Origin of the sequence: Pseudomonas pichavaramensis (genome assembly GCF_050473265.1) — a bacterium.
In the GTDB taxonomy this organism is placed as follows: domain Bacteria; phylum Pseudomonadota; class Gammaproteobacteria; order Pseudomonadales; family Pseudomonadaceae; genus Aquipseudomonas.
The window spans coordinates 22,527-36,503 of sequence record NZ_JBJKFJ010000002.1 but is presented as its reverse complement, the minus strand read 5'-3'; the positions used below and the strand labels follow the sequence as shown (position 1 = coordinate 36,503).

Sequence of the window (13,977 nt, the reverse complement as noted above, 5' to 3'; positions counted from 1 at the left end):
ATGACAATTTCCATGAACCGCGTCATGCGTCGCCTTGCTGCTGTCACCGCGCTCTTTCATCTGCTGCTGGTAGTGCAGATCCCAGCAGCGAACGCCGCGATGATCGGCACCCATGAGGTGATCGCCGAACAGCAGCATAAGGTCGACCAACAGCAGTTGATGGCCATGCTCGATGATCAGCAGGTCAAGGACAAACTGGTCGCCATGGGCGTTGAGCGCGAACAGGTCGAGTCGCGTATTGCCAGCCTGACGCCGGCCGAACTGGCCCAGTTCAACCAGCAGCTCGATCAGGCGCCTGCCGGTGCCGGTGTGGTCGGCATCATTGTGTTGTTTCTGGTGATCTTCATCATCACTGATATGCTGTGCGCCACCAACATCTTCAGTTTCGTCAAATGCATCAATCGCTGATCCGTCTCTGCTGTATCGCATCGATCGTTCTACTCACAGCCTGCGCTCGGTCTCCGGTGTTGTCACCGGAGGCCCAGCGCCTGCCTGAGCGGGTGGAACTCACCGATGTTCCCTTCTTCCCGCAGGACGCCTATCAGTGCGGCCCTGCGGCGTTGGCCACCATGCTCAACCAGCGCGGCGTGCTGACCACGCCGGGCGCGCTCAAGGACAAGGTCTACATACCCAGTCGTGAGGGGAGTCTGCAGGTCGAGATGGTCGCCGCTGCACGCAGCCATGAGATGCTTGTCTACCCGCTGAAGCCGAACCTGGATGCGATTCTGGCCGAGGTTGCGGCGGGCAACCCGGTACTGGTGTTGCAGAACCTGGCATTCGACTTCTATCCGCAGTGGCACTTCGCGGTTGTGGTCGGTTACGACCGCCGTGAGCGCACCCTGATCCTGCGTTCGGCCACTACCCGCCGGCTCGAAGACAGCTTCGCCAGCTTCGACAAGACCTGGGCGCGGGGCGGCCGTTGGGCGGTGTTGACGTTGCCGCCGGAGCGGCTGCCGGCTCAGGCCGACATGCACACCTGGATGCAGGCAGCCAATGATCTTGAGCAGACCGGCAACGCTCAGCCGGCACGCCGTGCTTATCGCCGTGCGGCCGAGGCCTGGCCGGAGCAGGCATTGCCCTGGTTCGCCCTGAGCAACAGTCGTTATGCCGATGGTGATCGCAAGGGCGCGGAGCAAGCGCTGCGTGAGAGTCTCAAGCGCGATCCCGGATTCGCTGCGGGTTGGTACAACCTGTCCCAACTGTTGGGTGAGCAGCGTTGTGCGACCGAAGCGAAACAGGCTCAGGCCTGTGCCCGGCGCCTGGCGCCGGAGGACGCGCGCTTCGCCGCTCCGCTCGAGGTCAGCACTTCGACCGGGCAGTGTCAGGCCTTGCCGGCTTGTCCATGATGCAAACGAAAACGGCGCCCGAAGGCGCCGTTTTCATGAGTGAGCGTCCTCAGACACCGAGCTTGTCGCGCAGCGTGTAGTACCAGGCGCCGATGGCACTGAATGGCACCTGGAACAGTCGACCGCCGGGGAAGGGGTAGTGTGGCAGTCCGGCGAAGGCATCGAAGCGTTCGGCCTGACCGCGCAGCGCCTCGGCCAGGACCTTGCCGGCCAGGTGCGTGTAGGTCACGCCGTGGCCACTGCAGCCTTGGGAGTAATAGATGTTGTCGCCGATACGGCCGACCTGCGGCAGGCGCGACAGGGTCAGCAGGAAGTTGCCGGTCCAGGCGTAATCGATCTTCACGTCCTTGAGTTGCGGGAAGGTCTTGAGCATCTTCGGGCGGATGATCGCTTCGATATTGGCCGGGTCACGCGCACCGTAAACCACGCCGCCGCCATAGATCAGGCGCTTGTCACCGGTCAGGCGGTAATAGTCGAGCAGGTAGTTGCAGTCCTCGACGCAGTAATCCTGCGGCAGCAGGCTGGCCGCCAGTTCATCGGACAGTGGCTCGGTGGTGATCACCTGGGTGCCGCACGGCATCGATTTGGATGCCAGTTCCGGCACCAGGTTGCCCAGGTAAGCGTTGCCTGCGACCACGACGAACTTGGCCTTGATGCGGCCTTCAGGCGTATGTACGACAGGGTTGGCGCCGCGCTCGATGCGGGTAGCGGGGGATTGTTCGTAGATCACACCACCGAGCGACTCCACTGCAGCAGCTTCGCCCAGCGCCAGGTTGAGGGGATGGATGTGACCGCCGCTCATGTCCAGCATGCCGCCGACATAGTTGTCAGTGGCGACGACTTCGCGAATGCGCGCTGCATCCAGCAGCTCCAACTGGGTGTGGCCGTAGCGCTCCCACAGTTTCTTCTGCGATTCGAGATGGCCCATCTGCTTGCTGGTCAGTGCGGCGAACACGCCGCCGTCCTTCAGGTCGCACTGGATATCGTACTTGGCGATGCGTTCGCGGATGATGCGGCCGCCTTCGAAGGCCATCTGCCCGAGCAGTTGCGCCTGCTTGGGGCCGACGCTGCGCTCGATCACATCGATGTCACGGCTGTAACTGTTGACGATCTGCCCACCATTGCGGCCCGATGCGCCGAAACCGACCTTGGCCGCCTCGACAATACTGACCTTAAAGCCATTCTCCAGCAGGAACAGGGCAGTGGACAGGCCGGTGTAGCCTGCACCGATGATGCAGACATCGGTCTCCACCTCACCCTGTAGTGCCGGGCGTTGCGGGGCGTTGTTGGCAGAAGCGGCGTAATAGGATTGTGGATATGCCGTGTGCGCCATATTGAACCTCTGTTCTTTATTTTTTACGAATGATCCGATGCTACCTGAGTTGAAAATGGCCGGCTAGTGGCCGTGCAAAATATTCAACGATGCCTCTGCTCGTAAAAAATTGGACTATTTCAGTAGGTTAGCGAAAAAACTTGTTGACGCCCGAAAAGATCTGCGTAGAATGCGCACCCATCGAAGGCACATAGCTCAGTTGGTTAGAGCACCACCTTGACATGGTGGGGGTCGTTGGTTCGAGTCCAATTGTGCCTACCAAATCGATAAAAAGGGGTCGCTGAGCGACCCCTTTTTTTTATTGCCCGAAATTTACGGGTGCTGCATCGCCATTTGTTTGCTTTGTTGCTCGCGGCGGCTTGTCAGGGCTTCGGCTTTCTGAAAGCATCCGCACTCTTTACTTCCAGTGACTCTGGTTCGTTCCGGTTGGCCCTCGGGCTCCTGCCATCGTTAGGCAGGTATACCGCCGAATCGCTTCCTGGCTCATCCCAACCCACGTGACCTTTGGTAGGGGTCACCACTAGGAGAGGAGGCGCCATGCCCATCATTACTCTTCCCGACGGCAGTCAGCGTTCATTCGATCATCCGGTATCCGTACTGGAGGTCGCGCAGTCCATTGGTTCGGGCCTGGCCAGGGCCACCCTGGCTGGCAAGGTCGATGGTCGCCAGGTCGATGCCTGCGACATCATCGAACACGACGCCACACTGCAGATCATCACCCCGAAGGACGAGGAAGGGCTGGAAATTATCCGTCACTCCTGCGCGCACCTGGTTGGCCATGCCGTCAAGCAGCTGTACCCGGATGCCAAGATGGTGATTGGCCCGGTCATCGACGAAGGCTTCTACTACGACATCGCCATCGGTCGTCCTTTCACCCCGGAAGACATGGCGGCCATCGAGCAGCGCATGAAGGAGCTGATCGACAAGGACTACGACGTCATCAAGAAGATGACGCCGCGTGCCGAGGTCATCGATGTCTTCACCTCGCGTGGCGAGGATTACAAGCTGCGCCTGATCGACGATATGCCGGATGAGCGGGCCATGGGTCTGTACTACCACGAAGAATACGTCGACATGTGCCGTGGTCCTCACGTGCCGAACACCCGCTTCCTCAAGGCCTTCAAGCTGACTCGTATTTCCGGCGCCTACTGGCGCGGCGACTCGAAGAACGAGCAACTGCAGCGCGTTTACGGTACTGCCTGGGCGGACAAGAAGCAGCTGGCTGCCTACATCCAGCGCATTGAAGAGGCTGAGAAGCGCGATCACCGTCGCATCGGCAAGCAGCTGGATCTGTTCCATCTGCAGGAAGAAGCGCCGGGCATGGTGTTCTGGCACGCCAATGGCTGGACTGTTTATCAGGTGCTCGAGCAGTACATGCGTCAGGTGCAGCGCGAGAACGGCTACCAGGAGATCAAGACGCCGCAGGTGGTCGATCGTATCCTCTGGGAGCGCTCCGGCCACTGGTCCAACTACGCCGAGAACATGTTCACCACGGCCTCGGAAAACCGCGACTATGCGGTCAAGCCGATGAATTGCCCGTGCCACGTGCAGGTGTTCAATCAGGGGCTGAAGTCCTACCGTGACCTGCCGCTGCGTCTGGCCGAGTTTGGTGCCTGCCACCGTAACGAACCGTCCGGTGCGCTGCATGGCATCATGCGCGTGCGTGGCTTCGTTCAGGACGATGCGCACATCTTCTGCACCGAAGAGCAGGTGAAGAAGGAAGCGGCCGACTTCATCAAGCTGACGCTGGATGTCTACAAGGACTTCGGCTTCAGCGATATCGCCATGAAGCTCTCCACGCGCCCGGCCAAGCGTGTCGGCTCTGAAGAGTTGTGGGATCGCGCCGAGGGCGCGCTGGCCGATGCGCTGAACGAATCGGGCCTGGAGTGGGAATACCAGCCGGGCGAGGGCGCTTTCTACGGCCCGAAAATCGAGTTCACTCTGCGTGACTGCCTGGGTCGTAACTGGCAGTGCGGTACCTTGCAATACGATCCGAACCTGCCCGAGCGTCTGGATGCCAGCTATATCGCCGAAGACAACAACCGCAAGCGTCCGGTCATGCTGCACCGCGCTATCCTCGGTTCCTTCGAGCGCTTCATTGGCATGCTGATCGAGCACTATGCCGGTTCTTTCCCGGCTTGGCTGGCGCCGACCCAGGCGGTGATCATGAATATCACCGATAAACAGGCCGATTTTGCCCGCGAAGCGGAGAAAACTCTCAATCAAAGCGGTTTTCGTGCCAAGGTTGACTTGAGAAACGAGAAGATCGGCTTTAAAATCCGCGAGCATACCTTGCTCAAGGTTCCCTATCTCCTGGTCATTGGAGATCGGGAGGTCGAGACACGATCCGTTGCTGTGCGCACCCGCGAAGGCGTCGACCTGGGGTCAATGCCTCTCGAGCAATTCGCCGCGCAGTTGCAGCAAGCGGTTTCCCGGCGTGGTCGCCAAGATTTGGAGTAAGAACTATTAAGCGTGATATGAGACAGGACAAGCGGGCCGCCCCCAAGGCGCCGATCAACGAGAACATCACCGCGCGTGAAGTTCGTCTGATTGGCGCGGACGGCCAGCAGATTGGTGTGGTTTCCATCGATGAAGCGTTGAGCGCTGCCGAGGAAGCCAAGCTGGATCTGGTGGAAATCTCCGCTGACGCGGTACCACCGGTTTGCCGCATCATGGACTACGGCAAGCACCTGTTCGAAAAGAAAAAGCAGGCTGCTATTGCCAAGAAGAACCAGCACCAGCAGCAGATCAAAGAGATCAAGTTTCGTCCAGGGACGGAAGAAGGGGATTATCAGGTAAAACTACGCAACCTGATACGTTTCCTTGAAGATGGGGACAAGGCCAAGGTATCGCTTCGATTCCGCGGCCGTGAGATGGCCCACCAGGAGTTGGGTATGGAGCTGCTCAAGCGGGTCGAACAAGACCTGATCGAGCTCGGCACCGTAGAACAACATCCTAAGCTGGAAGGACGCCAGCTGATGATGGTCATCGCTCCCAAGAAGCGTAAATAACCTCCCGGGCACGGCAGGCCTGATGGTTATCAGTTGTTAATGAATGCGGAGTACTAAACATGCCAAAAATGAAAACCAAGAGCGGTGCTGCAAAGCGCTTCCTGAAGACTGCTTCGGGTTACAAGCACAAGCACGCTTTCAAGAGCCACATCCTGACCAAGATGTCCACCAAGCGTAAGCGCCAGCTGCGTGGCAGCTCGCTGATCGGTCCGTCGGACGTCGCAAAAGTCGAGCGCATGCTGCGCGTTCGTTAATCGGTCAAGATACTTAGAGGTAATTACTCATGGCTCGTGTTAAGCGTGGCGTTATCGCTCGTGCTCGTCACAAAAAAATCCTGAAACTCGCCAAAGGCTACTACGGTGCTCGTTCGCGCGTGTTCCGTGTTGCCAAGCAAGCGGTGATCAAGGCAGGCCAATACGCCTACCGTGACCGTCGTCAGCGCAAGCGTCAGTTCCGTGCACTGTGGATCGCTCGTATCAACGCTGGTGCTCGCGTCAACGGTCTGTCCTACAGCCGTCTGATCGCTGGCCTGAAAAAAGCGTCGATCGAAATCGACCGTAAGGTTCTGGCTGATCTGGCAGTGAACGAAAAAGCGGCGTTTGCTGCGATTGTCGAGAAAGCTAAGGCCGTTCTGGCTTAAGTCCCCCGACAATCACCGGGTTCGCCCGGTGGCAACGTCAAAGATAGGGGAAGAGCCTTCAAGCTCTTCCCCTATTTCGTATCTGGAGTCTGTAAATGGAAAATCTGGATGCATTGGTCTCCCAAGCGCTCGAGGCCGTGCAACAAAGCGAAGATGTCAACGCCCTGGAGCAGCTCCGGGTTCAGTACCTTGGCAAGAAGGGCGAACTGACTGCCCTGATGCAGACCCTGGGTAAACTGTCGGCAGAGGAGCGCCCAAAAGCCGGCGCCCTGATCAATGCCGCAAAAAATCAGGTTCAAGACGCCCTGAACGCCCGCAAATCCGTGCTTGAGCAAGCGCTGCTCGCCGAGAAGCTGGCTTCAGAGCGTATCGACGTGACCCTGCCGGGCCGCGGTCAGGCCTCCGGTGGTCTGCACCCGGTGACCCGCACCCTGGAGCGCGTCGAGCAGTTCTTCACCCATATCGGCTACAACGTGGCCGAGGGGCCGGAAGTCGAAGACGACTACCACAACTTCGAAGCACTCAACATCCCCGGCCACCACCCGGCGCGTGCGATGCATGACACCTTCTACTTCAATGCGAATATGCTGCTGCGCACCCACACCTCGCCGGTTCAGGTGCGCACCATGGAATCGCAGCAGCCGCCGATCCGCATCGTCTGCCCCGGCCGCGTCTATCGCTGCGACTCCGATATCACCCACTCGCCGATGTTCCATCAGGTCGAAGGCCTGCTGATCGACGAGGGCATCAGTTTCGCTGACCTCAAGGGCACCATCGAGGAATTCCTCCGCGTGTTCTTCGAGAAGCCGCTGGGCGTGCGTTTCCGTCCGTCCTTCTTCCCCTTCACCGAGCCTTCGGCCGAAGTCGACATGCAGTGCGTGATGTGCTCGGGCAAAGGCTGCCGCGTGTGCAAGCAGACCGGCTGGCTGGAAGTCATGGGCTGCGGCATGGTGCACCCGAACGTGCTGCGCATGAGCGGCATCGATCCGGAAAAGTACTCCGGCTTCGCCTTCGGCATGGGTGTCGAGCGTCTGGCCATGCTGCGCTATGGCGTCAATGACCTGCGCCTGTTCTTCGATAACGACCTGCGGTTCCTGGCGCAATTCCGCTAGCGCCCGCCCGCATTGCACGTATCGAATTCGTTTAAGGAGAACAGTCAGTATGAAATTCAGTGAACAGTGGCTGCGCAGCTGGGTCAGCCCGGAAGTCAGCCGTGACGATCTGGTCGCCCGCCTGTCCATGGTCGGCCTCGAAGTCGACGCCGTACAGCCGGTAGCCGGTGCCTTTAGTGGCGTGGTGGTCGGCGAGATCGTCAGCGCCGAGCAGCACCCGGACGCCGACAAGCTGCGCGTCTGCCAGGTCAGCAACGGTGCGGACACCTTCCAGGTGGTCTGCGGTGCGCCCAACGCCCGCGTCGGCATCCGCATTCCCTTCGCCATGGTCGGCGCCGAGCTGCCGGGCGACTTCAAGATCAAGAAGGCCAAGCTGCGTGGCGTGGAATCCTTCGGCATGCTCTGCTCGGCTTCCGAGCTGCAGATCAGCGAAGAAAACGCCGGCATCATGGAGCTGGCCGCTGATGCACCGGTCGGCCAGAGCCTGCGCGAATACCTGGGCCTCGATGACGTGTGCATCGAACTGGGCCTGACCCCCAACCGTGGCGACTGCCTGTCCATCGCCGGCCTGGGCCGCGAAGTCGGTGCCATGTACGGCGCCGCCGTGACGCCGGTAGCCATCGAAGCGATCACCCCGGCGCATGATGAAGTGCGCCCGGTGGAAGTGCTCGACAGCAAGGCCTGCCCGCGTTACCTGGGGCGCGTCATTCGCAATGTCGACCTGTCGCGTCCGACCCCGCTGTGGATGGTCGAGCGCCTGCGTCGCTCCGACGTGCGCAGCATCGATCCGGCCGTCGACGTCACCAACTACGTGATGCTCGAACTCGGCCAGCCGATGCACGCCTTCGACCTCGACGAAATCAAGGGCGGCATTCGCGTGCGTCCGGCCGAGGAGGGCGAGAAGCTGGTCCTGCTCGATGGCCAGGAAGTCACCCTGCGCAGCAACACCCTGGTGATTGCCGACCACGAACGCGCCCTGGCGATTGCCGGCGTGATGGGTGGCGAGCACAGCGGTGTCAGCGACAAGACCCGCGACCTGTTCCTCGAAAGCGCCTTCTTCGACAACATCGCCATTGCCGGCAAGGCCCGTTCCTACGGCCTGCACACCGATTCCTCGCACCGCTTCGAGCGTGGCGTCGACTCGCAGCTGGCACGCAATGCCATGGAGCGCGCCACCGCGCTGCTGCTGGACATCGTCGGCGGCGAAGCCGGTCCGGTCGTTGAAGTGGCCAGTGCTGCCGACCTGCCGCAAGTGGCACCGGTCACCCTGCGCGCCGAGCGTATCCAGCAGATGCTGGGCCTGGACATGGATGCCGCGGAAGTCGAGCGTCTGCTCGGTGGTCTGGGCCTGGGCGTCACTGCTCAGGGCGAAGGCGAGTGGCTGGTCAGCGTGCCGAGCCACCGCTTCGACATCAGCCTGGAAGTCGATCTGATCGAAGAACTGGGTCGCCTGTACGGCTACAACCGCCTGCCGGTTCGTTACCCGCAAGCGCGCCTGGCACCGCAGACCCGTGCCGAAGCCCGTGCCGAACTGCCGGCGCTGCGTCGCCTGCTGGTGGCCCGTGGTTATCAGGAAGCGATCACCTACAGCTTCATCGATCCGAAACTGTTCGAACTGTTCGCGCCGGGCGTAGAGCCGCTGCAGCTGGCCAACCCGATCTCCTCGGACATGGCCGCCATGCGCTCCACACTGTGGCCGGGCCTGATCAAGGCGCTGCAACACAACCTCAACCGTCAGCAGACCCGCGTGCGCCTGTTCGAGAGCGGCTTGCGCTTCGTCGGCCAGCTCGAGGGCCTGAAGCAGGAAGCCATGCTCGCCGGTGTGATCAGTGGCAGCCGTCAGCCGGAAGGCTGGGCCAACAGCCGTGATGGCGTCGACTTCTATGACCTAAAAGCCGATGTCGAAGCGCTGCTGGGCTACGCCGGTGCGGCCGATGCATTCACCTTCCTACCGGGCGAGCACCCGGCGCTGCACCCGGGCCAGACTGCCCGCGTCGAGCGCGAAGGGCGCCTGGTTGGTTACCTCGGTGCGCTGCACCCGGAACTGGCCAAGACCCTGGGCCTGGATCAGCCGGTTTACCTCTTCGAGCTGCTGCTGGCCGAAGTGGCCACTGGTCGCATGCCGGCGTTCAGCGAGTTGTCGCGCTTCCCTGAGGTGCGTCGTGACCTGGCGCTGCTGGTCGATCGTGAGCAGCCGGCTGAAGTTGTGCTGGCAGCTATCCGCGAGACAGCGGGTGAGTGGCTGACAGACCTCAAGCTATTTGACGTCTATCACGGTAAAGGCATTGATCCGCATAGAAAAAGCCTGGCAGTCGGCTTGACCTGGCAGCATCCATCGCGCACTCTTAATGACGATGAGGTGAGTACTACTACGCAAAATATCCTCACCTGCCTCGAACAAAGGTTCAACGCCACGTTAAGGAAGTAGCGTATGGGGGCTCTGACGAAAGCTGAAATGGCGGAACGTCTGTATGAAGAGCTCGGCCTGAACAAACGGGAAGCCAAGGAACTGGTGGAGCTGTTTTTTGAAGAAATCCGCCAGGCTCTTGAGCTAAACGAACAGGTCAAGCTGTCCGGGTTCGGCAATTTCGACTTGCGCGACAAGCGCCAGCGACCTGGCCGTAATCCGAAAACAGGGGAAGAGATTCCAATCACGGCTCGCCGTGTGGTCACTTTTCGTCCAGGGCAAAAATTGAAAGCCAGGGTCGAGGCCTATGCTGGAACCAAGTCATAACGACGAATTACCGGCAATTCCCGGCAAACGCTACTTCACCATTGGTGAGGTCAGCGAACTCTGCGCGGTCAAACCCCATGTGTTGCGGTACTGGGAACAGGAATTCCCGCAGTTGAATCCGGTAAAGCGGCGAGGCAACCGCCGCTATTATCAGCGTCAGGATGTGCTGATGATCCGTCAGATCCGTGCGCTACTGTACGATCAGGGCTTCACCATCGGTGGGGCACGCCAGCGTCTTTCTGGGGATGAAGCCAAAGATGACACGACTCAATATCGTCAACTGATCAAGCAGATGATTGCGGAGCTTGAGGACGTTTTGCACGTTCTGAAGAAGTAGGGCGAAGAAAAAGTTGCCTTATTTCAAAAGCTTAATGTATAGTTCCTCTCGCTTTCGGTCATCCGTAAGCACCGTCGGGGCGTAGCGCAGCCCGGTAGCGCACTTGCATGGGGTGCAAGGGGTCGAGTGTTCGAATCACTCCGTCCCGACCAAAAAACTCCAACGAAAACGGCCAGTTGAGCAATCACTGGCCGTTTTTGTTTTTGGGCAGCGCAAAAGTACCCGGCGGTGACCAGGACTGATGCCTTAGCCTTCATACTTCCGGTGTGTTACTCGCCACCATCGTTCGCCACTCCCTGACGCTTGGTCTGTCCTGCATGCGGGTATGCCAGGCTCGTAGAGCTGTACATTCATCGGGCACGGCAAGCTTGACCAATGATGCGAAGATCATCCCTCCGAGCACCGCAATATCTGCCATGGAGAAGATGTCACCGGCAACGAACGACTGTTGCTCAAGCACCCTATTGAAGTAGTGCATGCCCCTGATGGCTTTATCGCGCATGCGGTTTCCCCATTCAGGGTTTTGGTACAGCTCCACGTGCGCCCCTAACCCCGGCGTTGCGTGATGAAAGTAAACGCTGACCGCATCGAGAAATTCAATTTCAGCGCGTTTTGTCATCATGTGGATGAGGCCTTTCTCTTTCGCCGTCTCGCCGGTAAGCGTGGGGCGGCCGTCGAGTGCGTCCAGGTATTGAGTGATCGCTGTGCACTCCGCTATGAGCGTGCCGTCATCAAGCTCCAGTACCGGTAGTGTTCCTGAGTAATTGATCGCGAGGAACTCTGGTTTCTTATGCTCCCCTGTCCACAGGTTGATGGAGATGAACTCGACGTGGTCAAGCAGTCCTTTTTCCGCCAACGCAATTCGCACGCGAGCGGGATACGGGCCATCGAACCAGTCGTAGATTTTCATTGTGGGGAGAACGGATGAGTCGGAGTTGCTGGATGTAGTGTTCATGGTCTACCTACCTGTCAGTTGGTAGGCAAAGAGTGTGTGAGAGATTTTGGGTTGTCAATACCTGCCTTCCAGTTGGCAGGTTTGGGGCGTGACAGTAAACTGCCGATGTTCATCGAAGGTGCGAGGAGTTGATCGTGACTGGCAATGCTCGAGAGGCCATCCTGGCTGCTGCGACAACGGCAGCGCAGTTGCATGGATACAGCGGTATCAATTTCCGCAGCATCGGTGAAACCGTAGGCGTGAAGAACGCCAGTATTTACTACCACTTCGCGAGCAAGGCCGACCTTGGTGCCGCTGTCGCAGAACGCTATTGGCGAGACACCGCCGAAGCCTTGCGTTCCATATGCGAGTCGAATCCGGACCCGCTTGACTGCTTGCGTGCTTATCCTTCGCTTTTTCGGAAGTCGTTGGAAAATGGCAACAGGCTCTGCCTCGCCAGTTTCATGGCTGCGGAATACGAAGACCTACCGGAAGAAGTCGAGCGAGAGGTCAAGGCGTTTGCAGACATCAATGTGCAGTGGCTGACACAGGTATTGGCTGAGGCAGGGCTGGATAATGCCGAGCGCCGCGCGGGTGCCATTTACGCTGCAGTTGCCGGTGCTCAACTGATTGCTCGAACCCGCGTCGATCTGAAACTGTTCGACGAGCTGATCGACACTTATCGGCAGTCAGGTCTCATCCCTACTCAAATTTCCCGCGAGCACTAAGCGCTTCTTAGAGAATTGCGGATGCAGGAGGACGCTCAGGTTCTGTTGGCCAGCGATCCAGCAGGTATGTTCAGTCAGCCCCGTTAGCTGTCTTGTACAGCTCATCTCGCATCAATTGCGGTGGCTTGCCATAGGCTCGTATAAACGCCTGGCGCATGCGTTCCCGATCGCCAAAACCAGTCTCACGGGCAATCACTTCCACTGGGTGACGGCTCGTTTCCATCATTACGCGTGCGGCCTCTACACGCAGTCTTTCGACTGCTTTCGCCGGAGTTTTTCCGGTTTCCTCGCGAAACACTCGGCTGAACTGGCGCGGGCTCAGTCGCGCGACATCTGCCAGAGCCTCGACCGAGAGATCACTGCGCAGGTTCTCGCGCGCGTAGGCCATAGCCAGTTGCACACGGTCGGATTTCGGATCGATCTCCAGCAGCGCCGAGAGCTGTGACTGCTCTGCGCCTCGACGTTGGGCGATTACCAGCTTCCGGGCCACGCGACGGGCCAGGTCAGGGCCCAGGTCGTTCTCTATCATTGCCAGCGCAAGGTCTACTCCGGCACTCATGCCTGCACCCGTCCAGATCTGCCCATCGACCACGAACAATCGATCATCATCGATTCTGACGGTGGGATGACGCTTCTTGAACTCGGGTACGTGCAACCAGTGAGTCGTGGCCCGTTTGCCCTCCAATAGGCCGGCTTCGGCGAGTACGAAGACGCCTGTACACAGTGATGCAATACGCCGCGATTGTGAGCTGACACTGGATAGGCAGGTCAGCAATTCGGGGCTGGGCTCTCCCAACTCCAGGTAGCCACTGACGATGATGGTGTCGTATCCAGCCGAGCCGAGAGCTTCGGTATTGACCGAGAAACCTTGGGACGACATCACGGGGCCACCTGTTTCGGATACCAGCGTGAATCCGTAGACCGGCTCGCCATTCAGGAGGTTAGCGCACTCGAAAACGGAGCCGACCGACAGGCTCAGCCCCTGGAATTGCGGGTAAACCACCAACGCTACGGTATGCATGATCTTTTCCTTCTCTGCGGCATTCACCGATTGTCGGAGGGCTAGGTAGTTTGCGCAATCGGCTTGCCGTGCATGTCCGAAATCCTTGCGGATATGACATTGCTGCTGTCGGTGGCGATTCCTAACATGGCTCCAACGAACTAGACGACTGGTCTACTGAGGCAGGCAGCCATGACAACCACTGAAAGCAACCAGACCCGGCAGCGTATTTTCGACGCAGCTCAATCGATCATCGCCCGCAAAGGTTTCTCTGCTGTCGGGTTGAACGAGGTGCTGAATGCCGCGGGTGTGCCGAAGGGGTCCTTCTACCACTATTTCGCCTCGAAGGACGCGTTCGGCACTGCGCTGCTGGAGCACTACTTCGAGGCCTATTTCACTGACATGGATCGTATTTTTCAGGATCCGACAACCAGTGCCCATGATGCGTTGATGCGCTATTGGCAGCTTTGGATCTCCAACCAGACCAGTCAGGTCGAGTGCAGTAAATGCCTGGCCGTCAAGTTGGGGGCTGAAGTCGCCGATCTGTCCGAACCGATGCGATTGGCACTTCAACGCGGTACCGCTCAGATCGTCGAGCGGCTGGAGACTGCGATCAGCCGAGGACTGGAGGAGGGCACGGTAACGATCGGTGCTACGCCTGCACAGTTGGCACTGAGGCTCTATGCGATGTGGTTGGGAGCCAGCGTGATGACCAAGATCACTCGCACCCACCATGCGTTCGAAGAGGTCCTGCTGCAGACACGAAGTCTTCTTGATAACCAGTGAACCCATGGCCGGCATA

15 protein-coding genes and 2 tRNA genes are annotated in these 13,977 nt (G+C 59.2%); 14 read left to right on the top strand and 3 right to left on the bottom strand.

All coding sequences use genetic code 11. The annotated features are described in order from the left end of the window. Both ACJRW5_RS03655 and ACJRW5_RS03650 read left to right on the top strand, forming a co-directional pair. Positions 1-408 carry a PA2779 family protein gene (locus ACJRW5_RS03655; RefSeq protein ID WP_484569177.1) on the top strand — a complete coding sequence of 136 codons (408 nt, stop codon included), beginning with the start codon at positions 1-3 and terminating at the stop codon, positions 406-408. A 56-nt stretch (positions 409-464) separates the two neighbouring features. Continuing rightward, positions 465-1,346: a PA2778 family cysteine peptidase gene (locus ACJRW5_RS03650; RefSeq protein WP_484569176.1), complete on the top strand. Its 882-nt coding sequence runs from the start codon at positions 465-467 to the stop codon at positions 1,344-1,346. A gap of 49 nt (positions 1,347-1,395) precedes the next feature. On the opposite strand, the gene ACJRW5_RS03645 is transcribed toward ACJRW5_RS03650, so the two are convergent. After that, positions 1,396-2,679 carry an NAD(P)/FAD-dependent oxidoreductase gene (locus ACJRW5_RS03645; RefSeq protein ID WP_484569175.1) on the bottom strand — a complete coding sequence of 428 codons (1,284 nt, stop codon included), beginning with the start codon at positions 2,677-2,679 and terminating at the stop codon, positions 1,396-1,398. Between the two features lie 184 nt (positions 2,680-2,863). On the opposite strand from ACJRW5_RS03645, the gene ACJRW5_RS03640 reads away from it, so the two are divergent. The 10 genes from ACJRW5_RS03640 to ACJRW5_RS03595 all read left to right on the top strand — a co-directional run bounded on the left by ACJRW5_RS03640 (position 2,864) and on the right by ACJRW5_RS03595 (position 10,665). After that, positions 2,864-2,940, top strand: a tRNA-Val gene (locus ACJRW5_RS03640). A gap of 276 nt (positions 2,941-3,216) precedes the next feature. Then, positions 3,217-5,139, top strand: a complete 1,923-nt coding sequence (thrS, locus tag ACJRW5_RS03635; RefSeq protein ID WP_484569174.1) for a threonine--tRNA ligase — start codon at positions 3,217-3,219, stop codon at positions 5,137-5,139. A 17-nt stretch (positions 5,140-5,156) separates the two neighbouring features. Continuing rightward, positions 5,157-5,690, top strand: a complete 534-nt coding sequence (gene infC, locus ACJRW5_RS03630; protein WP_484569173.1) for a translation initiation factor IF-3 — start codon at positions 5,157-5,159, stop codon at positions 5,688-5,690. Between the two features lie 59 nt (positions 5,691-5,749). Next, on the top strand, positions 5,750-5,944 hold the full coding sequence (gene rpmI / locus ACJRW5_RS03625; protein WP_003243407.1) for a 50S ribosomal protein L35: 195 nt from the start codon (positions 5,750-5,752) through the stop codon (positions 5,942-5,944). A 29-nt stretch (positions 5,945-5,973) separates the two neighbouring features. Next, positions 5,974-6,330 (top strand): 50S ribosomal protein L20, encoded by a 357-nt coding sequence (gene rplT, locus ACJRW5_RS03620; RefSeq protein ID WP_003243409.1) that lies wholly within the window; start codon positions 5,974-5,976, stop codon positions 6,328-6,330. A 95-nt stretch (positions 6,331-6,425) separates the two neighbouring features. Continuing rightward, positions 6,426-7,442: a phenylalanine--tRNA ligase subunit alpha gene (pheS, locus tag ACJRW5_RS03615; RefSeq protein WP_484569172.1), complete on the top strand. Its 1,017-nt coding sequence runs from the start codon at positions 6,426-6,428 to the stop codon at positions 7,440-7,442. A 49-nt stretch (positions 7,443-7,491) separates the two neighbouring features. Continuing rightward, positions 7,492-9,870: a phenylalanine--tRNA ligase subunit beta gene (pheT, locus tag ACJRW5_RS03610; RefSeq protein WP_484569171.1), complete on the top strand. Its 2,379-nt coding sequence runs from the start codon at positions 7,492-7,494 to the stop codon at positions 9,868-9,870. Positions 9,871-9,873: 3 nt separating this feature from the next. Then, positions 9,874-10,176, top strand: coding sequence for an integration host factor subunit alpha (gene ihfA, locus ACJRW5_RS03605; RefSeq protein WP_003243414.1), 303 nt, complete (start codon positions 9,874-9,876; stop codon positions 10,174-10,176). Next, positions 10,157-10,513 (top strand): MerR family transcriptional regulator, encoded by a 357-nt coding sequence (locus tag ACJRW5_RS03600; protein WP_013716019.1) that lies wholly within the window; start codon positions 10,157-10,159, stop codon positions 10,511-10,513. Before ihfA ends, ACJRW5_RS03600 begins: the two co-directional genes overlap by 20 nt. A 75-nt stretch (positions 10,514-10,588) precedes the next feature. Then, a tRNA-Pro gene (locus ACJRW5_RS03595) sits at positions 10,589-10,665 on the top strand. Positions 10,666-10,766: 101 nt separating this feature from the next. Here ACJRW5_RS03595 and ACJRW5_RS03590 read toward each other — a convergent pair. Continuing rightward, positions 10,767-11,468 (bottom strand): glutathione S-transferase, encoded by a 702-nt coding sequence (locus ACJRW5_RS03590; protein WP_484569170.1) that lies wholly within the window; start codon positions 11,466-11,468, stop codon positions 10,767-10,769. 134 nt (positions 11,469-11,602) lie between these two features. Here ACJRW5_RS03590 and ACJRW5_RS03585 point away from each other — a divergent pair, with 134 nt between their 5' ends. After that, positions 11,603-12,175, top strand: coding sequence for a TetR/AcrR family transcriptional regulator (locus tag ACJRW5_RS03585; protein WP_484569169.1), 573 nt, complete (start codon positions 11,603-11,605; stop codon positions 12,173-12,175). Between the two features lie 70 nt (positions 12,176-12,245). Here ACJRW5_RS03585 and ACJRW5_RS03580 read toward each other — a convergent pair whose 3' ends face one another. After that, the gene (locus ACJRW5_RS03580; RefSeq protein WP_484569168.1) at positions 12,246-13,196 is read right to left on the bottom strand and encodes a GlxA family transcriptional regulator; all 951 of its coding nucleotides are present in this window, start codon (positions 13,194-13,196) and stop codon (positions 12,246-12,248) included. Positions 13,197-13,367: 171 nt separating this feature from the next. Between ACJRW5_RS03580 and ACJRW5_RS03575 the strand changes: the two genes are divergently transcribed. Beyond that, the gene (locus ACJRW5_RS03575; protein WP_484569167.1) at positions 13,368-13,961 is read left to right on the top strand and encodes a TetR/AcrR family transcriptional regulator; all 594 of its coding nucleotides are present in this window, start codon (positions 13,368-13,370) and stop codon (positions 13,959-13,961) included. Positions 13,962-13,977 lie beyond the last annotated feature (16 nt).

What these genes read in the sequence shown, in the direction of transcription:
- ACJRW5_RS03655 (WP_484569177.1), top strand. Translation starts at nt 1, where the DNA reads ATGACAATTTCCATGAACCGCGTCATGCGTCGCCTTGCTGCTGTCACC.
- ACJRW5_RS03645 (WP_484569175.1), bottom strand. Translation starts at nt 2,679, where the DNA reads ATGGCGCACACGGCATATCCACAATCCTATTACGCCGCTTCTGCCAAC.
- thrS (WP_484569174.1), top strand. Translation starts at nt 3,217, where the DNA reads ATGCCCATCATTACTCTTCCCGACGGCAGTCAGCGTTCATTCGATCAT.
- infC (WP_484569173.1), top strand. Translation starts at nt 5,157, where the DNA reads ATGAGACAGGACAAGCGGGCCGCCCCCAAGGCGCCGATCAACGAGAAC.
- rpmI (WP_003243407.1), top strand. Translation starts at nt 5,750, where the DNA reads ATGCCAAAAATGAAAACCAAGAGCGGTGCTGCAAAGCGCTTCCTGAAG.
- rplT (WP_003243409.1), top strand. Translation starts at nt 5,974, where the DNA reads ATGGCTCGTGTTAAGCGTGGCGTTATCGCTCGTGCTCGTCACAAAAAA.
- pheS (WP_484569172.1), top strand. Translation starts at nt 6,426, where the DNA reads ATGGAAAATCTGGATGCATTGGTCTCCCAAGCGCTCGAGGCCGTGCAA.
- pheT (WP_484569171.1), top strand. Translation starts at nt 7,492, where the DNA reads ATGAAATTCAGTGAACAGTGGCTGCGCAGCTGGGTCAGCCCGGAAGTC.
- ihfA (WP_003243414.1), top strand. Translation starts at nt 9,874, where the DNA reads ATGGGGGCTCTGACGAAAGCTGAAATGGCGGAACGTCTGTATGAAGAG.
- ACJRW5_RS03600 (WP_013716019.1), top strand. Translation starts at nt 10,157, where the DNA reads ATGCTGGAACCAAGTCATAACGACGAATTACCGGCAATTCCCGGCAAA.
- ACJRW5_RS03590 (WP_484569170.1), bottom strand. Translation starts at nt 11,468, where the DNA reads ATGAACACTACATCCAGCAACTCCGACTCATCCGTTCTCCCCACAATG.
- ACJRW5_RS03580 (WP_484569168.1), bottom strand. Translation starts at nt 13,196, where the DNA reads ATGCATACCGTAGCGTTGGTGGTTTACCCGCAATTCCAGGGGCTGAGC.
- ACJRW5_RS03575 (WP_484569167.1), top strand. Translation starts at nt 13,368, where the DNA reads ATGACAACCACTGAAAGCAACCAGACCCGGCAGCGTATTTTCGACGCA.